Annotated in this window: 27 protein-coding genes and 6 pseudogenes; 13 read left to right on the forward strand and 20 right to left on the reverse strand. The window is 34.3% G+C overall.

What is annotated here, in order from left to right; translation table 11 throughout:
* Nucleotides 1-470 precede the first annotated feature (470 nt).
* A complete protein-coding gene (locus AC01GB_RS12680) occupies nucleotides 471-1,904 on the forward strand; it encodes an SH3 domain-containing protein (protein WP_474452404.1) in 1,434 nt (477 codons plus the stop codon).
* 742 nt (nucleotides 1,905-2,646) lie between these two features.
* Here AC01GB_RS12680 and AC01GB_RS12685 read toward each other — a convergent pair.
* From AC01GB_RS12685 to AC01GB_RS12705, 5 genes and pseudogenes are all read right to left on the reverse strand, one after another.
* Nucleotides 2,647-3,305, reverse strand: a pseudogene (locus AC01GB_RS12685) (ketose-bisphosphate aldolase); the annotation flags it as partial.
* A 9-nt stretch (nucleotides 3,306-3,314) separates the two neighbouring features.
* Nucleotides 3,315-3,440 carry a hypothetical protein gene (locus tag AC01GB_RS12690; protein WP_474452095.1) on the reverse strand — a complete coding sequence of 42 codons (126 nt, stop codon included), beginning with the start codon at nucleotides 3,438-3,440 and terminating at the stop codon, nucleotides 3,315-3,317.
* A complete protein-coding gene (gene agaF, locus AC01GB_RS12695; RefSeq protein WP_474452096.1) occupies nucleotides 3,410-3,781 on the reverse strand; it encodes a PTS galactosamine/N-acetylgalactosamine transporter subunit IIA in 372 nt (123 codons plus the stop codon). The genes AC01GB_RS12690 and agaF overlap by 31 nt, the downstream gene beginning before the upstream one ends.
* Nucleotides 3,782-3,790: 9 nt before the next feature.
* A pseudogene (locus tag AC01GB_RS12700) lies at nucleotides 3,791-4,648 on the reverse strand (PTS system mannose/fructose/sorbose family transporter subunit IID).
* Nucleotides 4,637-4,821 (reverse strand): annotated as a pseudogene (locus AC01GB_RS12705) (DeoR family transcriptional regulator); the annotation flags it as partial. The pseudogenes AC01GB_RS12705 and AC01GB_RS12700, both read right to left, overlap by 12 nt.
* Nucleotides 4,822-5,801: 980 nt before the next feature.
* Here AC01GB_RS12705 and AC01GB_RS12710 point away from each other — a divergent pair.
* Entirely contained in the window at nucleotides 5,802-5,966 is a 165-nt protein-coding gene (locus AC01GB_RS12710) for an SDR family NAD(P)-dependent oxidoreductase (protein WP_474452097.1), read from the forward strand.
* A complete protein-coding gene (locus AC01GB_RS12715; protein WP_474452098.1) occupies nucleotides 5,935-6,546 on the forward strand; it encodes an SDR family oxidoreductase in 612 nt (203 codons plus the stop codon). The genes AC01GB_RS12710 and AC01GB_RS12715 overlap by 32 nt, the downstream gene beginning before the upstream one ends.
* Nucleotides 6,547-6,641: 95 nt before the next feature.
* Here the strand turns inward: AC01GB_RS12715 and AC01GB_RS12720 are convergent, their stop codons facing one another.
* The 11 genes and pseudogenes from AC01GB_RS12720 to AC01GB_RS12770 form a co-directional block, all read right to left on the reverse strand.
* Entirely contained in the window at nucleotides 6,642-7,394 is a 753-nt protein-coding gene (locus AC01GB_RS12720) for a DUF481 domain-containing protein (protein WP_474452099.1), read from the reverse strand.
* Nucleotides 7,395-7,793: 399 nt separating this feature from the next.
* Nucleotides 7,794-7,928: a FliH/SctL family protein gene (locus tag AC01GB_RS12725; protein WP_474452405.1), complete on the reverse strand. Its 135-nt coding sequence runs from the start codon at nucleotides 7,926-7,928 to the stop codon at nucleotides 7,794-7,796.
* Nucleotides 7,929-8,015: 87 nt separating this feature from the next.
* Nucleotides 8,016-8,399, reverse strand: a complete 384-nt coding sequence (locus AC01GB_RS12730; protein WP_474452100.1) for a hypothetical protein — start codon at nucleotides 8,397-8,399, stop codon at nucleotides 8,016-8,018.
* Entirely contained in the window at nucleotides 8,399-8,995 is a 597-nt protein-coding gene (locus AC01GB_RS12735) for a SctK family type III secretion system sorting platform protein (RefSeq protein ID WP_474452101.1), read from the reverse strand. The genes AC01GB_RS12730 and AC01GB_RS12735 overlap by 1 nt, the downstream gene beginning before the upstream one ends.
* A gap of 6 nt (nucleotides 8,996-9,001) precedes the next feature.
* The gene (gene sctJ / locus AC01GB_RS12740) at nucleotides 9,002-9,724 is read right to left on the reverse strand and encodes a type III secretion system inner membrane ring lipoprotein SctJ (RefSeq protein WP_474452102.1); all 723 of its coding nucleotides are present in this window, start codon (nucleotides 9,722-9,724) and stop codon (nucleotides 9,002-9,004) included.
* Nucleotides 9,721-10,140 (reverse strand): type III secretion system inner rod subunit SctI, encoded by a 420-nt coding sequence (sctI, locus tag AC01GB_RS12745; protein WP_474452103.1) that lies wholly within the window; start codon nucleotides 10,138-10,140, stop codon nucleotides 9,721-9,723. The genes sctJ and sctI overlap by 4 nt, the downstream gene beginning before the upstream one ends.
* 366 nt (nucleotides 10,141-10,506) lie before the next feature.
* Nucleotides 10,507-10,689, reverse strand: coding sequence for a type III secretion system needle filament subunit SctF (gene sctF, locus AC01GB_RS12750; RefSeq protein ID WP_474452104.1), 183 nt, complete (start codon nucleotides 10,687-10,689; stop codon nucleotides 10,507-10,509).
* A gap of 89 nt (nucleotides 10,690-10,778) precedes the next feature.
* Nucleotides 10,779-10,955, reverse strand: coding sequence for an EscE/YscE/SsaE family type III secretion system needle protein co-chaperone (locus AC01GB_RS12755; protein ID WP_474452105.1), 177 nt, complete (start codon nucleotides 10,953-10,955; stop codon nucleotides 10,779-10,781).
* A 3-nt stretch (nucleotides 10,956-10,958) separates the two neighbouring features.
* A complete protein-coding gene (locus AC01GB_RS12760) occupies nucleotides 10,959-11,075 on the reverse strand; it encodes a hypothetical protein (protein ID WP_474452106.1) in 117 nt (38 codons plus the stop codon).
* Nucleotides 11,076-11,128: 53 nt separating this feature from the next.
* The gene (locus AC01GB_RS12765) at nucleotides 11,129-11,671 is read right to left on the reverse strand and encodes an EscD/YscD/HrpQ family type III secretion system periplasmic domain-containing protein (RefSeq protein WP_474452107.1); all 543 of its coding nucleotides are present in this window, start codon (nucleotides 11,669-11,671) and stop codon (nucleotides 11,129-11,131) included.
* 46 nt (nucleotides 11,672-11,717) lie between these two features.
* A pseudogene (locus AC01GB_RS12770) lies at nucleotides 11,718-11,984 on the reverse strand (DDE-type integrase/transposase/recombinase); the annotation flags it as partial.
* Between AC01GB_RS12770 and AC01GB_RS12775 the strand changes: the two are divergent.
* The 3 genes from AC01GB_RS12775 (at nucleotide 11,980) to AC01GB_RS12785 (ending at nucleotide 12,905) form a co-directional block, all read left to right on the forward strand.
* Entirely contained in the window at nucleotides 11,980-12,273 is a 294-nt protein-coding gene (locus AC01GB_RS12775) for a CesT family type III secretion system chaperone (RefSeq protein ID WP_474452108.1), read from the forward strand. The pseudogene AC01GB_RS12770 and the gene AC01GB_RS12775 overlap by 5 nt on opposite strands.
* An 84-nt stretch (nucleotides 12,274-12,357) precedes the next feature.
* On the forward strand, nucleotides 12,358-12,513 hold the full coding sequence (locus AC01GB_RS12780) for a hypothetical protein (RefSeq protein WP_474452109.1): 156 nt from the start codon (nucleotides 12,358-12,360) through the stop codon (nucleotides 12,511-12,513).
* Nucleotides 12,510-12,905, forward strand: a complete 396-nt coding sequence (locus AC01GB_RS12785; protein WP_474452110.1) for a YscW family type III secretion system pilotin — start codon at nucleotides 12,510-12,512, stop codon at nucleotides 12,903-12,905. The genes AC01GB_RS12780 and AC01GB_RS12785 overlap by 4 nt, the downstream gene beginning before the upstream one ends.
* On the opposite strand, the gene AC01GB_RS12790 is transcribed toward AC01GB_RS12785, so the two are convergent.
* Entirely contained in the window at nucleotides 12,862-13,341 is a 480-nt protein-coding gene (locus AC01GB_RS12790) for a GNAT family N-acetyltransferase (RefSeq protein WP_474452112.1), read from the reverse strand. The genes AC01GB_RS12785 and AC01GB_RS12790 overlap by 44 nt on opposite strands.
* Before the next feature lie 922 nt (nucleotides 13,342-14,263).
* Between AC01GB_RS12790 and AC01GB_RS12795 the strand changes: the two genes are divergently transcribed.
* From AC01GB_RS12795 to AC01GB_RS12805, 3 genes and pseudogenes are all read left to right on the forward strand, one after another.
* Nucleotides 14,264-14,419: a bactofilin family protein gene (locus tag AC01GB_RS12795; RefSeq protein ID WP_474452113.1), complete on the forward strand. Its 156-nt coding sequence runs from the start codon at nucleotides 14,264-14,266 to the stop codon at nucleotides 14,417-14,419.
* 6 nt (nucleotides 14,420-14,425) lie between these two features.
* Entirely contained in the window at nucleotides 14,426-14,716 is a 291-nt protein-coding gene (locus AC01GB_RS12800) for a bactofilin family protein (RefSeq protein ID WP_474452406.1), read from the forward strand.
* Nucleotides 14,717-14,783: 67 nt separating this feature from the next.
* Nucleotides 14,784-15,346: pseudogene (locus AC01GB_RS12805) on the forward strand (GNAT family N-acetyltransferase).
* A gap of 57 nt (nucleotides 15,347-15,403) precedes the next feature.
* Here the strand turns inward: AC01GB_RS12805 and AC01GB_RS12810 are convergent.
* Complete coding sequence (locus AC01GB_RS12810; RefSeq protein ID WP_032116497.1) at nucleotides 15,404-15,625, reverse strand: DUF465 domain-containing protein; 222 nt, start codon at nucleotides 15,623-15,625, stop codon at nucleotides 15,404-15,406.
* Nucleotides 15,626-15,905: 280 nt separating this feature from the next.
* Here AC01GB_RS12810 and eco point away from each other — a divergent pair, with 280 nt between their 5' ends.
* The gene (gene eco / locus AC01GB_RS12815) at nucleotides 15,906-16,388 is read left to right on the forward strand and encodes a serine protease inhibitor ecotin (protein ID WP_474452114.1); all 483 of its coding nucleotides are present in this window, start codon (nucleotides 15,906-15,908) and stop codon (nucleotides 16,386-16,388) included.
* A 61-nt stretch (nucleotides 16,389-16,449) separates the two neighbouring features.
* Here eco and AC01GB_RS12820 read toward each other — a convergent pair.
* Nucleotides 16,450-16,895, reverse strand: a pseudogene (locus tag AC01GB_RS12820) (universal stress protein).
* A 401-nt stretch (nucleotides 16,896-17,296) separates the two neighbouring features.
* On the opposite strand from AC01GB_RS12820, the gene AC01GB_RS12825 reads away from it, so the two are divergent.
* Nucleotides 17,297-18,223 (forward strand): cation diffusion facilitator family transporter, encoded by a 927-nt coding sequence (locus tag AC01GB_RS12825; protein ID WP_474452115.1) that lies wholly within the window; start codon nucleotides 17,297-17,299, stop codon nucleotides 18,221-18,223.
* Nucleotides 18,224-18,480: 257 nt separating this feature from the next.
* On the forward strand, nucleotides 18,481-19,506 hold the full coding sequence (gene galE / locus AC01GB_RS12830; RefSeq protein WP_474452116.1) for a UDP-glucose 4-epimerase GalE: 1,026 nt from the start codon (nucleotides 18,481-18,483) through the stop codon (nucleotides 19,504-19,506).
* Nucleotides 19,507-19,786: 280 nt separating this feature from the next.
* Here the strand turns inward: galE and AC01GB_RS12835 are convergent, their stop codons facing one another.
* Complete coding sequence (locus AC01GB_RS12835; protein ID WP_474452117.1) at nucleotides 19,787-20,932, reverse strand: S8 family serine peptidase; 1,146 nt, start codon at nucleotides 20,930-20,932, stop codon at nucleotides 19,787-19,789.
* Between the two features lie 373 nt (nucleotides 20,933-21,305).
* Here AC01GB_RS12835 and AC01GB_RS12840 point away from each other — a divergent pair, with 373 nt between their 5' ends.
* A complete protein-coding gene (locus tag AC01GB_RS12840) occupies nucleotides 21,306-21,995 on the forward strand; it encodes an AMP-binding protein (protein ID WP_474452118.1) in 690 nt (229 codons plus the stop codon).

Raw genomic sequence — 21,995 nt, forward strand, 5'->3', positions numbered from 1 at the left:
TTGCTATTCAACTTTCAGGTGCTACTTTATCTATTGGTTTTTTATTTTATCCATTGTATCAACTTTCTGAATATCAAATAGTAGAATTAAAGTCTATTATAATATGATGATAATTTAGTCTGAAATTAATAAATTATTTCTATGTTCAATATTAAGTTATAAAAATAGATAAATATTTATTTTTATCCTTATCAATAATAGGGTATTAAGAATCAGTTAATTTTGCTATTTTTTTATGATTAATAATAAAGATACAAATTATTATTGATAACAGATTAACCATAATTAATATATTATTGCTTATCAGTCAGCAGCTAAATGTTAAAAATTAATGGCTTATATGTTGCTATTATTAATAGTAAATGGTGTAATATAAATTAAGATTTTAATTAAGCTTAATATTTTAAAATTAAATAGTTCGCATGATATGGATATAGTGAAAAGTAGTAAATCTAGAGGAGCTGGCGTTGATGAAACAAATTATTGGCTTTAGCATTCTGTTATTACTGATTGGTTGTAGCAATAAAACACCTCATTCATTATCATTATTTAATGATAAGCAAGATATTAACGTTATTGACCAAACGAAAAAACTTTTTCCGATTGCTAATTATCCACAAAATAGCGCTCGCTGGATCCCACCTAATGAGCCTGGTTACCGACAACCCTTTTTAACTGAACTACAACAAAAAAAAACTTTTAATACCCTGTTAGCACACTATTTTGGTGAGCAATCTCCCTGGAATGGTGATTATATTCAGTCAGTTTTGCAGGATGCAGAAGGTGCGAAAAGAAATTTATCACATTTTGCTGAAAAATTTACTGCGGCTAAAGTCAGTCACTATGGCGAAAATTTTCGTTTATTAGATGCTAGCTGGAAAGCAAAAATGCAACATCGGGTATCCGTGTCAATCGCCGATCGATACACGCCTACTGCCCGGGGGATCACTTTACGTGAAACCGCGGTAAGATTCCTACCAACTGCTTATCCTGCTTTTGAAGATCCGCGTGAGGCAGGTCAAGGTTATCCTTTTGATATGTTACAAAATACCACTCTGCATCCTGCTGAAGCGGTTTACATTGTGGCAGTAACCGCTGATAGATCCTGGAGTTTTATAATATCGCCTACTGAAATGGGCTGGGTAGATAGTTCACATATTGCCAAAGTGAATGATCATTTTGTCCAACAATGGACAACCATGGCGAAAAAAAAGCTTGGGGCAGTTATTAATGATAATGCCAGTTTCACTGATAAACAGGGCGTATTTAGATTTACCGCCCGTACCGGTACATTATTGCCATTAAAATCGATTAACGGTAAAACAACCATCGCATTACCGGCCTACGATGATAAGGGCTATGCTGTTATTCGTTATGCGCCACATTCTGAACAGATGATGCGTCAGACACCTATTTCACCAACAGCAGAAAATATGGCGCATATCATTCAATATATGCAAGGTAAAGATTATGGCTGGGCAAGTCTTTATGGTTTTAATGACTGCTCTGCGGAAGTAAGAAATCTTATGCTGCCTTTTGGTATTTTTCTACCCAGAAATTCACTACCTCAATCGTTAAGTGGTAAGCGAATTGATTTAAGCCATTATTCAACTGATGAACGGCTTGCTTATTTGATCAAATATGGCCAACCATTTAAAACATTAGTCTATATAAAAGGGCATATTATGCTGTATGTCGGTAATGCAGAATGGCAGGGTCGTACTGTGCCGATAATCTACCATAATGTGTGGGGATTAAGACCAGCAGCGCCGCAGAGTCGCAGCATTATTGGTCAGTCAGTTTTTATGCCCTTATTGGCGCAATATTCTGATGCTCCAGAGCTTGAATCACTGGCAAGCAAGCCACTATTTATCATTACCTATCTCGATCAAGCGGAAGGCTGATTATTTGATCGGCTTTTATTCAGTTATTTGCCAATGCTTTCCATTTTCTAGTAATGATTTTATGCAATATTTGATGCAGTTAACATTTCTAAATTATTAATAAAATGAATGATTTATTAAATTTAAGTAAATTAATGAATTTTTTTTAACAATTGTCTTGTATTAGGATGGCGACACTATGGCTTTATCACCTGCTTTAATGGCTCTAATCGCTGGATGGTATGATTGGGTATCACAACCAAATATCGATCCATCGGAAAGGAGATAGACTGCACTAAATAGAGTTTTTACCTGTATTGCTGAAGAAAATTCATCTCTTAATTTATCTGGACTAAATTTAACTTCGTTGCCTAATTTACCAGAATGGATAATAAAATTAGATGTCAGTGATAATCAATTAACGGCATTGCCCAATAATCTGCCTAACGATTTGACCACCCTTAATGTGAGTAAAAATCAACTGTTCGCACTACCTGACCATTTTCCGGCCAAATTAGAGGATCTTAAAATTGATCATAATAAATTATTTTATTTACCAGACAATTTAGTTTTCCTTAATGTTTCATACAATAAATTGGAGGCTATTATTTTTATAACCAGCAAGAACATTATCTGTATTTTCAGAAGGATAATGGTTTATCGGGTAGTCAGGCACAATTAGTTGCTACTAATATAAAATCACTATTTCCCATTAATAATAAATTCTTTAGTCTGCTAGATAATCAGGGTAGAAATGTCTTACTTGGCGTATCATCTCTTCAGATATGCCTGATGCGCCATGTAAAACTAATGGAATATCTACCTGCTGCTGGATCTCCGCCAGGCGTTCAAAGTCAAGATGAGGTTCATCATGGTAGAGTCCGTGAGCAGAGTCAATGGCAACTGCTAGCGAATCTATACCAGTTTGCGCAACATATTTTTTAGCAGCAATCGGATCGGTATAAAAACTCTCTTTACTATCAACAACTAATTCATCTTCTTGCCCCCCAGGCGACCTAATTCAGCTTCGACACTCACATCGTAACGTTGGCAAAATTGCACAACATTAGCCACGATCTCGATGTTTTCTGCAAATGGTAGATGGGAGGCATCGATCATTACCGAGCGAATACCGGCTTTGACTTTATTGCAGATATCGCTCAATCCTTCATGATGATCTAGATGGAGAGCAAGGGGTAATTTATTCAATGAAGTGGCTTGGGTACAAATAGATACCATGTATTCAAGGCCAGCGTAGGTAAAGGTACTCGGTGTACCAGCCAGAATGACCGGTGAAGCCATTTTGGCCGCAGTTTCCACAACGACTTGGATAGTTTCTAAATTGTGAACATTAAACGCGGGTATCGCATATTGCCCTCGTTGGGCATTTTTTAGCATTTCGCGGGTAGATATTAAATACATGGTAACTCCTTAAATACCATCACTATTATGAGATCGTTTATTCTGCTGTTGCTGTTGCTGTTGCTGTTGCTGTTGCTGTTGCTGTTGCTGATGCCATAAACGGGTTAATCCTTGGTGGCCACAATCCAGCGCCATATCACGAAATTTTCTGCATCGATCGCTTGTCGTTCTAACATCATTTCGACCGCGATTTGCATATTCGTTCCCGTTAGGACTTGCCATTGTGGATGTGCCAATGTTAACTGCGAGGTTTGTGAAAATGGTGTGCCGCCAAGTAAATCAGTAAGAAATACTAAGTCGTCACCGATATCACAAATTTTACTGGCTTGATTTAATGCTTGATGTAAATCTTCTGTTGTCATGCCTTCAGTAAAATCAATGGCAGTACACTGCTCTTGTTTATCAACAATTTGCTCCATTGCTTGCATTAAAACACTAGCAAAACTTCCATGGCCAGTAATGACAATGCCTAACATATTTACTCCTTATAAGAATCCAGCTAATTTACCTGCCAGCCCAAATAGGATGGTAATTCCGATCATTTTTACGGCTGGAAACCCCCCGTTTTAAAAAACCATAAACGATTAGTGTGAAAGCCAGCGGTAATAAATTGGGCATTAATTTATCCAACACATCGGTTTGTAATGCCACCTTGGCCTCACCGGCCTTTAGTATTAACGGCGTAGAGAGATGAACATATGAAGCTACCAGTGCCCCGATTACCGTCATACCGACAATAGAGGCAGCATGAGAAATGTTTCTGGTGTGAGTTTTTAGTATCGCAATCGCCTTAGTTCCTGCTTGATAACCGTCATGGGCTAGACCAAATCGTAAGGCAAAATGAACAATATTAAATAACAGCAAGAAAACGATCGGGCCAAAAATACTACCCTGCAAGGCAAGTGAAGCACCGATACCGGCACATATTGGTAATAGAGTGAGCCAAAATAAGGCATCACCAATCCCGCCTAATAGCCCCATCAAGGCGCGCGGATAGTAGAAATTTTTTCTTTACCGCGCTCCATAGCTAATACCAGGCCGGATAAAAAAGTGACATCAAAAGGGTGAACATTAATAAATTCCATATGCATTTTCATGGAATTGGCGAGATCTTGTGGATTGTTATGAATTTTACGCAAAGCGGGAATAAGCGTATATAACCATCCACGAGCTTGCATACGTTCATAGTTAAAAGAAGCTTGCAAAAGGAGCGAACGTAGCGCCATGACATTAATATCATAGGAGTTTAGTGCTTTACCCGGCGTGGTATTAATATAGTCATCACTTTCTACCTGGCTGGTGGCAAGGGCTTGTGCCATGCGTTGTTCGCTTTTATTTGCCATTGCGCCACCATACGAGCGTAATGCACAGCCTTTTTTTCTAAATAACGTAAATCATTACGAATGGTAACCAGAGAGATATTAAAATGCCGGCTAAGAGTGGTAACTTTTACACTACCATCATTGTATAGCATGTCGATAATAGTTTCTCGGCGTTTTATTGTATCAGTACTCATTTTAACTCCTGTTACGTTATTAAATCGTGGTGGTAAACAATAGAAACTAAAGTTAATTGCACAAACAACGCATTAATAATTAGAATAAAAGAAAGTAAACGAAACTGTGATCATGATTAAAGTTCATTTTTATAGAATAATGGGTTTATATTACTTTCGATTTATAAAATATCGAAAGTAATAATATTGTGATGATTTTTTTATTTAGTCACAGAATCATCGCTTATACAGTAGGGGTAGTGATAAGGATCACAAAATAAAAAATAGTTGCACAATGGGTAAAGTATTTATTAACATCTTTAGTGGGAGGAAAATAAAATAATTATTTACAATATTATTAAAATACAATATTTGTTATTTTATTGATCATAATTAATAGCATTATAGATTCAATTAAGTTATTTATAAGATTATTATTGTGTTTAACAAAATAACTTATCTTAATATTAAAAATTTATCTGTTATTGCTGTGAAAACAATATCAACTTTTTTAATTAATTTTTTTTATATAATTAAAAATAATAAGGTTTTTGTTTTTGTGAAAAATAAAATATTAATCTTATTTTATACGTTCGATAGAATACTCTTTTAGGCTAAAAATAGCTCAAATGGTTGCAATAATGGATTAGTGTTTTTATTCTCTGTATCAAAGATCCTTGGCCTATTTTTGACTATAGTTAAAATTATCTATTGTTCATTAGCGGCTATCTTTTATCTAGCTAGTAAGATTAGCTTTGATGACAAAATTTTCTTCGCTGTGAGTAGAGGGAAATATGGTTATTGAACAGTAAACATCTTAACTCATTAAGGACATTGATTATTTTTATCTGCGCTATTTATCTCAGTTGGATAAGCGATCTGAAGATATAGTAAGAGTTAGATGGCTTGCAATAAGCTTTTTTCAGCAGGTAAAATTAAAAAATGTCAATTTATTAGACAAATATGCTGATGAATAGTATATAGCCAAAAGGATAATGATTATGGCACTAGGAATTGCAAATAAAGTTATTGTCGTTGTCGGTGCAAGTAGTGGGTTAGGTGAAGAACTAGCTCGCCATTTAGTTAAAGATGGTGTCAAGCTGGTTTTAGGCGCGCGTCGTATTGTATTGATTATTGCAATTATTAGCCGAAGAATTAAATCTTGATAAAGAGGCGGTTGTCGCCACCGATGTTACAAAACCTGAGCAACTACAGGCATTAGTTGATAGAGAAATTGCATTGTATAATCGAATTGATGTGATAGTTAATAATGCCGGTATTATGGCGCAATCACTGTTAGAAGATGGTCATATTGATGAATGGAATGAGATGATCGACATTAATTTAAAGGGCGTGCTTTATGGGATAGCAGCAGCGCTTCCCTATATGAAAAAACAGATGAGTGGCCATATTATTAATACATCGTCAGTCGCAGGACATAAGGTAAAGCCAGGCAGTGCAGTTTATTCAGCGACCAAAACGGCGGTAAGAGTGATCTCGGAAGGTTTACGGCAAGAAATGATACCTTATCATATTAGAACAACAGTAATTTCGCCGGGGGCAATCACTAGTGAGTTGCTGGATAGTATTACTGATCCAGGTATCGCTGCCAGAATGCGATCTTTTTATAACGATTATGCCATTCCGGCAGATTCCTATGCTCGAGCGGTAATTTTTGCTATAAAACAACCAGAAAATGTTGATATTAATGAAATTCTGTTTCGTCCAACCCGGCAAGAATTTTAATAATATTTTCAATAGACCTAATTAGATAGGTCTATTGATTTTATTAATTACTAATAAACTTGTTTATTAGTAAACTAATATTAATAATCGATTTATCAGAAAGCATAACCTAATTGGATGGATGTTTTGGTGCTGATCCGTTTTGGTGCCGAGAGCGGAGGATTATCATTCCAGTTAACGTTGTAGATCAAATTGAGTGACAGGCGTTCACTCATGGCAACTTGTAAGGCAGTTTCTGAGATAGCGGAAGAGTCATTGCTGAGTCGGGTAAAAAATGATATACCTTGTTTAAATGACGTATTATCAGTAATTTTCCATTCATAGTTTGCACCAATGTAGCCTAAACCTGTTATTTCATGGCCACCACTAGTAAAATGTTCATATCTGACACTTGGGCCAGCTTCAACCTTTAGTGAATGAATGGGACCATCAAATATTTGTCGGCCATAACCAGCAGCAAATACATCTTTAGAATCAAAGCCATTATATCTATCGGTTAGCCAGATAGCTTGGCTGAATAGATAATCATATTTAGTTAAATTGTATCGAGTTCTGGCGCCTAACTGATAGGTTTCCGATGATCTTTTATCGTTGGATGAGTTGTTGATAGCATTTCCCCAAAAGCTATAAGCTAAGTTTGAAGAATAGAGTGTTAGTGCTGATTTTGCTGTTAAGTTTGAACTCTTTGAGTTTCCTGTTTGTACTTGATAACCACCTGAGATTGACATTTCAATATCTTTTTTTGCCGTTGCAGGGTCATCCACTACGGTAAATAGGTTATCATTAGCTATCGCAAGAGGACTAATAAAAAATGTCATCCATAAAACTTTTTTATCAAAGGTGATCATGCGTTCTCCTATCATTACTTGGATATTATCTAAATTAACCTAATAATGTAGTTTAATAATCCTTCACTATAGATAAAATTGTGCTTTTATGCCAGCAATGTTTGGTTATTGTCATTTTATTAAACTAAATACTGAAATATATTTTAATCAGTATTTTATTGATCAATTTGAAGCCTAAATGGTCATTTAATCTATTAAAATCTATAATAAAAAATTAATTCACTATTTAGTGATCGATTTATTTCAATTATTTAGAAAATCAAAAAAATAGGAATTTTCTTATAAAAGGTTCACTATAAATCTGAAAGCTAGTTATCATTGCCGGGTGAGGAAAATGAATTAGGGCAGGAAAATACTATTATTTAATTTTTTATCTATTGGTATTAATTAAAACAATGCTTATTTTCCTAGTAAGGCTTGCTTTATTGCATTTAATTGGCTCTCAATAGTGGCATTTAACATACCGACTTCAGTTTCTAAAATACAATCTTTCTCTTCTAATTTCGGATCTTCAACAATGTCGATATACTCAATTTATTGTTGTATTTTACGTAGTTAGGTTAATTTACTTTGCAAAAAATTAATTTGCTTAGGTGAAATGCGTAAGATAACTTTTTTATGTTAATGAACAAGCGCAAGATTTTGGCTGATATTTTTATATAAAAGTTCATCAAGCTCATAATTTTCAATAATTTTTCGCATCGCTTCTATAGTAATATTAACTAATTGGCTTTCAACTTGTTGATAAAAAATTTGGCAATTGATTAAAGTTTGATGAATAATTTCTGCTCGTTGTTGGGCTGATTGTGCCAAACCTTCTTGCCAGCCGGCGGTATAACGCTCTTGATAAATACTATCTGCATCATTTTCAATTTTTCTGGCATGCTGTTTGGCAATATCGATAAATTCTTGGCCATTAAGATAGGATTGATAATCGGTTTTTTTTAAAATTTTTATTTCATCGTTAATGACAATCTGATCATCTATTTGAGTAAATGGTAACATTATAAATTTACTTCTTTGGTTATCTTTTGACATAATATCTCTGCAACAGGTTTATACTTATCGGTTATGATAATATTTTTTTCTATCTTTTTTTTCGGTAAGCGTAATTTTAAGCGTTTAATTAAATCGACATTATTCTGGTTGATAGTCTCTAACCAGAAATTAAGCCCGGTTTGGCAAAAATAGTTTATATGCATTTCAAGTGGTAATTTTTGTTGCCAGCCTTCCGACCAATTACCAATAATAAAATTTGCGTTGGCTAAACAAAAGCGATATTTCTCTTTACCAATCTCATTAATAATAAAGCCTATTTGCTTACTATTAATGCAATGAGAAAGCGATTTGATGTGTAACATTATACCTAATAAAGCTAAAATTTGATTAAATTCATATTGTGGGAAAAGGGCAATATTTTCATTTTTCTCAATTTTTATCATATTGTTATTTAATTTATAATGTTTAAAAATAATTTTATTTATATTTTTTGAGTGGCGCCAATTAGGTAATTTTTGTAGTGTTTTTTGCCATAGATTAGGTAAATTTTCAATATTAATATAAAGTGCCGGGAAATATTGTAATTCGAAAAGTCTCAGCATATTTTATTACGATTTTCTTTTATTAAGGAAATATTGCAGTAGATTAGTACTAATAAGTAAAAAAATAAGTAAAGATATAAGAATAATAAATTTATTATAAGTATGTTCATTAATATCGATACCCAAAAAATGTTTTTCTTGACTATATGTATTGCTAGGTAATATTTCCGAGCCAGGTATTAATGCTACGCTAATTCTATCAAAATCTAACCCAGCAATGCTGTTGTGAATTAATCGCTTTATTTGTGGAGTATAGTTATCTAGTTGGACATTAGGCGCATATTTTATAAAGACAGATACGGAAGAGAAGCTATTTTTATCATTATTATTAGGCATAACCACATGCACCCGAGCATTAAGGACACCATCTATTTGTGATATTGTTTTTGCCAGCGCTTGTTCTTTAACAAAGTTAAGCCGCGCTTGCTCTTCAACAGGAGAAGAAATCAAACTATCTTTTGAAAAAATGTCTTTTAACGAAGAGAAAACTTCTCTTGGATAACCATGTTGTTTTAATATTTCAGTTGTCTGGGCGATGTCTGATTCATCAATCAGCAATTTGACGGTATTTTCTTTGTCGACTTCGTTGTGGATGGAAACTCCTTCATTTCTGAGTAATGCATACATCTCATTAGCCTCTTTTTGCGACAGGCCAGTATAGAGATCAGTTTTACAGCCATTTATTAGTATGGATAATAACAACGGTAAGGTAATCAGCACTATTTTCATCTGGTTATTGTGCCTTTAATAAGGTTTCCATACTTTTGGGTAACTTTACCGGCAGTTTTAGCAATTAATTCTTCCTGTAAGGTAATTCTCATCAACGACCACTGTACTTGCATTAATTTTTGCGGTGATAACTCTTCACTATTCATATTTTGCTGGAATCCAGTTTTTGCCCGGCTCATATTTTGGCGTACTGATTCTATTTGTTCAAAGAAATTGATTTCATTATTCGTTTGATCTTGCAGTTGTGGCAAATTGATTATTGATTGACTTAAATTTTTGATTAATCCATCAAGTAATATTTTCTGTTGGTTAGGTGCAATATTATCTGTAGTGGAAACAATATTATTGTGGTGATCGTCAGTTAATTGCACTATCGTTTTGAAATCATGTGGATAATAGTCATGGTTAATTTTCATATTAATTGCTCTGATAATTTTCTATTAATGCTAAAGCAAAATTAATTAAATCAGCATGTTGGTTTTTATTTATATTGAGTTTAGCCAAAAAGTTATTTTTTAATTTTGTTAAGCCTAGCTGATGAGCAGATAAAATAAAAAAAGGCATCAAATTTAGATATTCATATTGTTGTGCCAACTCTAAAATAGTTTGATACTGCTCCTGATGCAACAAAATAAGAATTTTTATCAGTAATGCTGATTAAAGATATTTTTTATCTAATTGCGTTAGCCAGCAATAAATATCATTAGCTTCCGTTAAATTCGCTTTTTCTAAGGCGGTAATTGCCAGCTCAATTGATAATTTTTCTAATTGCAGAGCTATGATTAGATTTTTTGTAAAATACCCTGGATCATATCACGCATCGATCGGGTAATGGTTGAATGCATATTGAACATCGCTGACCATTTATTAATTTTATTTTGTAATTCAGCAACTAGCGCTGGGTTGTCAGGGCTTGTGCCAAGCGCATCGATGGCGGTTTTGACATCATCTGATGTTGTTTCCATTTGTGTTTTTAGTTTTGGGCAACCTCATCAAGTGTAATGCTTTTGCCTGAATCAAAAATAGCGGCCATATCAACTCCATTTAATTTTTTCTAAAATAGTGATCCCTGCCAAATAGCGGTTTGCTGCTGAACGGCTTGGAGGTGCTCATCACGTGATAGTGGTTTATTAAGCTTTTTAAGGCAGTTATTTAGTTGGTCATAAAGATAATGTTGAATTTTATCATATTCAACGCTATCACTGATTCTTTCTTCCAGTTGGGTTAACATCATTTATTCCTTTAAGGTAATGATAATTTCCTGACTATTTTTCTTAAGTATAATTTTATTATCTTCAATCGCGTCAATTGTTTCTCCGGTTGGCAAGGTTGAATTTATTGAGTATTTCATGTTATTTCTTAGAATAATATAGGGAGCACGTCCCAGTGAAATACCTTTAATATCTAATCGAATTTCTTTTTTTTAATATTATTATCAGCTTTGATTAATTTAAGTTTATACCTCTGCTTAAATTCAATATTGAATGTTTGCTGTAATTCAATAAATTGTTGCCGCTGTTTTTCATTTAAATAGCCATACAATTCAATGATATTATTTTCTTTTTCATTATAAATAAGAACATTTATTAAATCATATCGCTCTAGTAATTCGACTAATTTTTTTAGGTGATCGTCGTTTATTTTGACATGATTATTAATTCCTTTTAAGCCGCTAATATCACGCTTAAGGATTGTGGCTAAATTACTCCAGGATTTATTATTAATAAAGCGTACTTCACCAAACAGATTTGTCCAACCGACTTTTTCGCTATTGCTTACTTCAACGTGATTATAACCCATAGTATGTAGGGTATATTTTACGCTTTGTTTAATCTCTTCAATCGAATATATATTCAATTGATGATTTAAGTTGTTATTATCCAAATAACGTTTTATCAGCAAACGTTGCTGGTTATTTTGTACATAACCACCCAAAATAAACGGCACTGTTGCAAATATCTGAACGTGGCAGCCTTATTTGTTGGTGAAGGTCTTACATTTCAAAAATCCTATTCACCAGACGCATCTCGTCCAGGGGATGGCCGAAGTAAAATGACTTAGCCTGACCTTTTACGTAGCGCCCGCATCACTTCAATCCCTTTTATCGTGGCATAGCGGTCTTCATCGATTTAAACTCCAGCGTGGAGCTGATTATCCGTTTCAGTTTGCCATGATCGCATTCGATAACGTTATTCCGGTACTTAATCTGTAGGTGCTCAACATCAGACGGACATTGAACTTCACGTTTGAGCTGAGTGAGCACACGAGCGATAGATATTGCTGATTTATCGGAAGTCAGTGAGGGAATTTTTCGTCAGTTGGCCAGTTTTAATCGCTATTGGTATCAATTTAATCTGCATTTTGGTTTAGATGAAACCAGCTTAAAAATCCAATTATATACTCAAATAACAATCTCCAATTTAACATTAGATAAATTGGAACATCAATTAACGTCAATACTCGATCATGCTGAATTTTGGCAGGAATTATTGTGTGAACCAGTAAAAAAGGCAGTTTACAAAGGACAATTTCAAGGAATGAAGGTGTAATCTATTGTGGAAATCAATAAAATATACTCATATCAATATCATAGTGATCTATCTATTTCGTCGATTCATTTTCATAGCAGAAAAATGACGCTAGGTGAATCGGCCAACCTAAGTAAATTGAATCAGCTAGAAGGATTAACGTGCATTTTTAAAATGGATTTATCGCAACAAGCGCATTTGGAGCGTTTAGTGCAGGGTGTTCATCGGCCTTTATCTGAATATGACATAACAGTGTCATGAAGCATTACGCTATATTGGTTGCTATATGCTGTTTGACCGGCTGTATTCATTATCAACCCAATGATCCGTTAAAAACGGTTGTAACGGGTAAAGTCACGCTTCCTGTGCGACTGTATAAAACAGCAGAGGTTAATATTCGCTTTTACGCCCAAAATAATGGGCGATTATTGCTAATTAATCAATTACAGTACCGTTTGGATTTACTGCCGCTTGCTTTTACTTTTACTGTTCCTGAAATCTACCAAGCTCAGCAAAAAATTTATCTACAGGCAACGTTAGCTTGGTCGGATAGTCAATTTGTTCAGGCAACTTACCAACAAGTCATCGATAATGAAAAAAAGCTTACTATCAATCTGCAGCCGAAACCCTATTATCCTGATTGTCAATATTAGTATCGACTAGTCGCATATGTAACAGCGGAAAAGGATTGCCTTCACCATCTAATTCAGAGCGATCATAAATCCGAAAACCATGCTGTTGATAAAAACCTATCGCTTGTTTATTTTGTTCATTAACATCGACTTCATTGACGGCAAAGTTAGTCACAGCATATTGCAGCAATGCTTTGCCAATAGCCTTACCGCGGGAAATGGGCGAGATAAATAGCATTTCTAACCGATTTTCTTTAGTCGCCATAAAGCCGGTAATACTGTTATGCTCATCCACTGACATGTAAACATCAATATTGGGTAAATAGTTATTTAAAATTAAGGGGCGTAATGTGGCTATCATTTTTTCTGGCAGGAAATCGTGGGTAGCGCGTACCGAATTTTCCCAAATTATGATTAATTGAGCAAAGTCGCTGCTGGTTGCCCGTTTAATATGCATATATTTTTCCTTGCTATAAAGTTAGTTATATTAAAGTCTATGATTTTGGTTTAAGGGCTATGAAGTTAAATTTTTCTCAATTGCGGCAACCGGGTTTTAAAAGCAGCAATCCAGCTATACCGAAATTTGACATTGACTGCAGCCATCATATTTTATTTCATCAGTGATTGGGTAATTTTCTACTAAAAATAAGAACGTTTGTTGTGAGAAAATGTTGGTAAACGTCTTATCAACACTGAATAATCCTCGCAGCAACCCGCTAGGCTAACATAACGATGTGACTTTAATACACGATAGTAGCTTGCATCTTGTTTATTATTGGCAATGGTGTTGACTTGACGAGAAGTAAAATATTGCTACTTAATTAGTATTATTTTAACTTTTTTTATTAACAAATCGGGCTAATTAGATCAATTTTTAGCTAATTTCACTAAAGCTAGCGGAATATAATAAATCTTTACGGCAAACTTGATATTTCATAGGACTAAATCATTGTATAGTGAGTGCCTTAACGGTATTCAGAGCTAAGTATGGCATAAGGATTTATGTGTATCCTAATAGGGAATGCGGATTTTTACTCTGTTTACCGTTAGTTTCAATTACGCCTTGGTCTGCTATTAATTTCAATATAAATTACCTTTCTGTTGTTTTAATCACTATATCAATACCAGAGCCAGTTGATATTCTATACTAGTAGTTCAGTTTAATAATTTTGGTTAGGTATCCTTGATGAGTTTATTAGATAAGAATGAAAACATTTAGTGTTAGAGAAAATTGTTGTCTGTATTTTATCTGGTTCCTATGGGTGCTAGTAGTGGTGTTGTATATAACAAATGTGATTGCAAAGACATGGTTTTTTGTTTTAGTTTTTTCATTCGTTCTTATCCTGCTATTTATCTTTATAAGAGTGAGGTTATTCACGATGTTTAGAAATAAAAAGTCAAATATTTCCAATACAGATATATTTGTAATGAAAAGTGATAAAAAAAGTGATCTTAAACAAAAAGAGGTAACAATTATTTCAGAAGAGAGTTTTTTTAAAGGTAACGTTACTATTTCAGGTGATATTCATGTTTAGGGACATATTAAAGGTAACGTCACAGTAACTGAAGGAACTATCCACATCATGCAGGGTGGAAAAATTGAAGGTGAAATTGAAGCGCCGGATATGATTATTGATGGTTTGGTTGATGGAGCTTGCTTGGGAAATAACCTGGATATTCTGGAACATGGTGAATTGCGAGGGATCAGTCGAGTCAGTCATATGTCAATTAAGCGTGGTGGTATATTCATAGGCCAATCTGAAAAAATTGAGCATCAATCGGAAAAAGTAATAAAATTAGAAGCCATTGAAGAGATACCTAAAAGTAAATGAGCATTTTTACTAACGTGATAGAATGCGGTGTTATATTGATAGTAAAATCTTTTTCAATTGGTAATGCATGGTTATTATCCTAAAGACTCCTCGTTTAATTTTAAGGGAATGGCGAGAAGCTGATCGGCTCCCTTTTTATCGTCTTAATAGTGATCCTGATTTTATACGTTATTTCCCACACTTACTTTCAAAAAAACAAAGTGATGCTTTCATTGAAAGTATTAGACAGAAATTTATCCAACAGCAAGGTTGGGGATTGTGGGCGGTAGAGTTGCGTGCACAGAAGCAATTTATTGGATTTGTCGGACTCAATATTCCCGCATATGATCTACCTTTTATGCCTTGTACTGAAATTGGCTGGCGACTAGCTAAGCCATTTTGGCGGCAAGGATTGGCTTATGAAGCTGCTCGTAGCGTATTAGATTTTGCTTTTTGCACCAAGAAATGCCGGAAATTGTCTCTTTTACCGCTAAAATTAATCGTCCCTCTGAAAATTTGATGAAAAAATTAACTATGGAAAAAGATGCGCATAATTTTTTACATCCGGCGTTACCATCGGCTCATCCCTTACAGGAACATATTCTTTATCGGCTCAATCATCAGCAGTGGTTAAAAAATAGCACTAATTGACAGCTAAACTATTTCGTTAGAGTTAATTCGCCTGCTATTCCAGCAGGCGAGGTGGTGTTATTTAAGCCTAATTTGTTGGTGAATAATACGCTGCATTTCATCTTTTATATGAAGTTTTTCTTTTTTTAATTTGATGACGTTATCATTATAGCCTGCGCCATTTGGGCCTTCTAATTCAGTGATCTGTTTATCCAGTTGATGGTGTTTTTCAAATAGTGATTGGAAGCGTGGATGAAAGCGTTTTAGGTGAGAAAATAACTCATGATCGGACAGCAACATATAACCTCCGGCAAAATTATTGAGGGTCAATTTAAGTATAACAATAATTAAAATTTAACAACTGCGAACAAAATAATTTACATTGTTAAATGTTATATATAATCATTTGATTTTTTATAATATTTACAAATTAATTGGTTGTTTTACTCTTTACGATTTTTTACTTTTTGACCCGACAGTTATACTAAAAAAGATGTTTGAATTAGCTAAGCATAAAAATTATTGTTAACAGTTATAGTTAATATCACTTTTATCACTATTTATAAAGTAGGATGTGGCAATGAATAAATATACCTTTCCATTACTGGCGATGCTCTTAACGACATCTTATGCGATGGCAAATGATAGTTTGTCCAAAATAGCACCATACCCGGCCGCAGCAAAAGGGATGCTCCGTTATGTTATTCAGCTAGACAAAAAACCGAATGAAAATAATTTTATGGTAGAACTGGTTATTGGTAAATCAATGCTGGTTGATTGCAATCAGCATTGGTTTGGCGGGGATTTTGAGAAAAAAGAACTTAAAGGTTGGGGCTATGACTTTTATGAATTAAAAAAAGTATCCGGTCCTGCAGCAACCTTGATGGCTTGCCCAGATAAAAAGCAATCCAAGAAGTTTGTTACCACTCATCTTGGGGAAGGTAATAATATCGTTCGCTATAATAGTAAATTACCGATAGTGGTATATGTTCCAAACGATATGACAGTTAAATATCGCGTGTGGTCAGCACCAGAAGAACTTAACAGTGCGAAGATCAAATAACGGTTTAATTTAACCAATAAACCATCTCCTGTGAGATGGCTAGGTGTGTGCTTGGTTTATTTTAGCGAGCGACTAAAACAGTCATTTTTGCATGACGAACAATGCTAGCTGCGGTTGATCCTAGCAGGTCACTGGTAAAATTGGGGCTATGAGAGCCAATAAGAATTAAATCAGCGTCAATATCTGATGCATAGCTTAAAATTTCCTCTTTTGTCGGGCCAAGGCCTATTTTACAAGTAATTTGCCCATTAGGAATGTTTACTTTCTTAATGATCTCTTTAAGTAGTTCGAGTGCAACTCGGCTGCGCTCTTCAGAATCCTGTTGGCTCTCTGGTAGGGCCGCAATTTCAATACCAAAAAATATTTCTAAATTGGCAGCACAGATAGGAAGTGGATTTCTGGTTTGCTAGGTTGATTAAATGAGACCAGTGTTTCAACATGCTTAATCACTTTTTGATTCAATTCATCTTCAACAATATCGATAGGAACTAAGATCTTATTATACATGATACCCTCGCATCATATTGTTATCTAATTATATTGTAGCAATAGTAAAAAATGATGTCGTGATATTTTTATTTGCACGTTATTTGGAATCATTAACTTAATATTTAAAATAAGCGTGTTATTTTAATCAATTATCCTAATTGAAAATAAATATTATTTCTATTTCATTATAGATAGTGGTAGAAATAAATAAGTAAATAATTATCAATTGTATTTTATTAAAGTAAATGATTATGAAAATGAAAAATCAAGACAAATATAATTTTTTATGTCATATTATAGGAAGGTAAATTAATATTTTTTTTGAATAAAATTAGAATTAATAATAACAATATTGTTTTTAAGGTTTACTATCATCTTTTCCTTATTTTATTAAAAATAATTAACTTTAGAATTTGATTATGACACAGACTAAACACCGCGAAGAAAAACACACACTCTTTGTTTCCGATGAGCAGCAAATAAAATTTAAAGCTACCAAAAAGAGCACGATCATTAGTATCATTGTCAACTTTTTTCTCTCTTTATGGCAAATTATTATCGGCTTTTGGGCACATTCTCAAGGTTTGATTGCTGATGGTCTTCACTCATTATCAGATTTATTGGCAGATTTTGTGGTGTTGATTGCGAATAAACATAGTCATAAACAACCGGATGCCGATCACCCTTATGGCCATTTTCGCTATGAAAATGGAGCATCTTTAGTACTGGGAACGATTTTGTTAGTGGTTGGCGGGGGCATGATATGGAAAGCGATTGAAAAAATGCTAAATCCAGCTGAAATTCCCGATGTACATATTATTGCTCTGGTTGTTGCGCTATTATCACTTATTGTTAAAGAAGGTCTATTTCGTTATATGCTTTTTGTGGCAAATAAGGTTAATTCAAGTATGTTAGTTGCTAATGCATGGCATGCACGTTCAGATGCAGCTTCATCTTTAGTAGTTGCCATTGGTATCATTGCTAGTTTATGCGGTTTTAAGATCTTTGATCCTATTGCGGCCTTAATTGTTGGTGTTCTGGTTATTAAAATGGGGGATAAGTTTACTTATCAAGCGTTTAACGATCTGATGGATAAGGGAGCTGATGAACAGACCCTAGCGGCTATCCGTAAACAGCTGTTGGCAATGGACGGTGTGATTGATATTCATGATCTTAAGACCCGTAAATCTGGTGATTATTTACTAGTTGATGTTCATCTTGAGGTTAATGGCCTTTTAACGGTAGAACAAGGCCATCAAATTGCTGTTTCAGCGCGAAAAAAATTACTTGAAAATCCCACTATCTTAAATGTCATGATCCATGTCGATCCGGTTGAAATGCAATAGCTCATTTCCTGATTGATAATAAATAGCAATCCGATAAATATCATTGCCGCAACTAAGCTTATTAGTTTCATAATAATAAATATTATCGCTAATTTTCTTTATCAAAGATTATATTATTGAATGGCGTGATATATTAGTTAGCTAAAATGTGATGTTTATCGATATATCATTGCTTACATAGCATAATATTATGTTCATGGCTTATTTGCTCATCCAGGCAATATCCTAATTTAATTAAGGTTGGAAAAGAGGTTAATGTGGAAATATTAGTAACAGGCGGTACGGGTTATATTGGTAGTCACACTTGCGTTCAAATGTTGGCAGAGGGTATGCAGCCTGTTATTGTAGATAATTTGTGTAATGCCAGAAGTGAAGTATTGGCGCGAATAGAAACATTAACGGGTTGTCGTCCGGTTTTTTATCATGGAGATGTACGTGATGAAAAATTATTAGACACCATTTTTTCCAACCATACTATTAAAGCCGTTATTCATTTTGCTGGCTTAAAAGCGGTTGGTGAATCGGTTACTAAGCCTCTTGAATATTATGATAATAATGTCAATGGCACGCTGGTATTAGCGCGTAGTATGCATCTGGCTGGTATAAAAAATATTATTTTTAGCTCTTCTGCCACCGTTTATGGTGATCCGGCAACGGTGCCTATCACCGAAGAGTTTCCGATTGGCAATACCACTAATCCTTATGGTAGCAGTAAATTTATGGTAGAGCGCTGTTTATCGGATTTCCAGTATGCCGATAATAGTTGCTCGGTTACCCTGCTTCGCTATTTTAATCCGGTTGGGGCACATCCATCCGGCACGATGGGGGAAGATCCGCAAGGTATACCTAATAATTTGATGCCTTATATTACTCAGGTAGCCATTGGTCGGCAGCAGAAATTGATGATTTTTGGTGATGATTATCCTACCCCAGATGGCACAGGAGTACGTGATTATATTCATGTCATGGATCTCGCTGATGGGCATATTGCGGCACTTAAATCAGTTGGTTTTGAGCCTGGTTTACACATTTACAATTTAGGCTCAGGTAATGGGACAAGTGTATTAGAGATGCTGAAAGCATTTGAAGAAGCTTGTGGTAAAAAAATCGCCTATGAAATCAGTCCTCGCCGACTAGGTGATATTGCTGAATGTTGGTCAAGCTCCGCTAAAGCTGAACGTGATTTGGGATGGAAAGCCACTCGCTCAATTCAACAGATGGCTGCTGATGGATGGCGTTGGCAATGTGAGAATCCACAAGGTTATGGTAAAAATAATAGCTAGATTGTGGTTTGATTTGTAATAGTAAACATCAATACCCAGCTTATTAGCTGGGTTTTTGTATATATTATTTATAAAATTGATAATTGCTATTTGTATTATAAGTTATAACGTTTTCTCTTTTCTTCTTACTAATTGAGATTGATTAAATTATTATATTAGGTGACTATAGTTACTTATTAATTTTTTTTAATAACAAATTTTTATAAAAATATTTATTTTATTATTGTTTTTACTCTGAAAGTAAATAAACAGCATTGATAGACCACCCAATGAGGTGGCCTTATAGGTAAGTCATATTATATCTTAGGCAAGTTATCCAATAGGTTATGATTTTTTGTTGTTGTAATGCATTAATTGCATTACGAATATTTGGCAGCGGTCCAATATAGTTATTAATAAAACCATGTCGTTGTGGTGTGCCGGTCTCTATCAACAGACTTCGCATTTCACGTGGTGTGAGAACCTGGCCATTCTGTTGTTTATACCATGATTGAATGCCAATTGCTGCTGAAGCGACAATTGGGGTAGCGGCTGAGGTGCCATCAAAGTTACTAGCATAATTATTATTAGGACCACCATCATATAAAGTACCAAAGCCGGTTGTTACGACACTATCACCCCAGACCTGGACATGGATCATCGTTTTGCCATAAGTTGAAAATGAACGACATATTTGATTTTTAAAGCCAGCACCAACCCGAATAGCGCCGTTATCACCGTGATCGCGATATTGTGCATAATAATCATCATCCAGATTTTCACCGCCATTACCTTCCGCAGCAATAATAATACCGGCATCGGTGGCCGCTTTAGTGATATCCCAGACCGATTGGCAATAATCAGCAACTTGAGTTGTATCATCATCTGGTTTGGTTTGGATAGATAACTCGTAAATAAAAATATCACCCGCTCTTAAATGTTGTAATCCTCTTATGATCCCGCCCGCGGCATCATAAGGTTTAACAGAAATACCATAAAGTGCATCAGCATCATGTACCATTCCTTTTACACCAAAGCCCAGATCTTTTGCATACATAACACCCGCTACGGCAGTACCATGATTAATTTCATCCTCATCGCTGACAACCAGTGAAATAAAATTGTCTCTTTTCAAATTAATATGTTCGTAATTAAAAGCTGCTTCAATATTAGCAATACGGATACCTTTACCTGCCACGCCAAGGGACCAAGCATATTCCATATCAATGCCTGTCCATAGTTCTCTTATGCCTAATTTGTATTCTTGTAATTTAGTAAAATCGGGTGTTTCGGTATCATTTAGTTGTTCAGAACCTGACAAAATTGATGAGGCTCGTTGTGTGCATTCTAGTTCAGCATATTCGATAAAGTCATAGCCGTTAATCGCTTTTAATAATTGTTGTTTTTCGTTGGGAAGTAGCGATTCCAATCCTTTAATATAAAACATGCCACTGAGGCTAGCAAAATTAATGTTATTTATTTGACCTTGAGTTTGTAATATTTCATCAGGTACGACAGGAGTATAAACAAATTGGTTAAATAATTGATTTTGTAAAGCTAATGGTTTTAATAGTAATTTATTATTTTTTCTAGATTGGATAACATCTTGGTTAAACTTAATAATTATTTTATTTTTTCATATAAAACTCCTATTGTTGGAAGCAATCTCTATTATAAGTTGATGGTATGATAGAGTATTTAACACACCAAAATTACCAGGTATATTTAAATATCATTAATATTAAAAATATTTTTATTATATTAAATTAAAAATAAAATTTAATATAAATTAATGACACAATAATTTATGGAGAGAAAAAATGTTATCTATATATAAAGAGGAAATGGTATGGAATAGCGTAAAAGATAAAATAGCTACCCTGTTTCAGTTAGCTAAAAATGATCAAAGCCTCCATCTTCTTAATGAAGAAAATAGTTATCTTATTGGATTTACCAGTGGAAGCAGTGGTAAGTTGAAGATATGTCTTTATCGAGCTAATGGCGAAGTTTTCGGTGCAGAGGGATGTAAAAAATATAATATATTTTCCTCGACCGATAATTGCGCTAATCTTTTTACGATTAATCTGTTTTTTTCCGCTCATTGCTTATTTAGTAATATTGGGAGTGCCTGTGGTGCGAATATGATTTCGGTTGGTGATGTTAATGTATTAGCTGATGAACATTTTGATGCATTAACTGATATCAAGGTCAATGTTCTAATGGGTATTCCCTGTGAAATCATTCAATTTATTCAAACAATGAAAAAGAAAAATAAATATTTACCTATCCATAATGTTATTTTCTCAGGTGAAGCGATGAAAGCATATCAAAGAGACATAATAAAGAAAACATTTGGTAATGATGTGCTTATCATTGGTATTTATTCTTGTTCAGAAGCGGGTATTATGGCTTTAAGCCTGGATACAAATAACCACAATTATGAATTTATGACAGAATCAATTTTTTATCGAACGCTATCAGGATCAATTATTAATAACCAGTCTCGATAA

Source organism: Candidatus Arsenophonus phytopathogenicus (assembly GCF_056113345.1).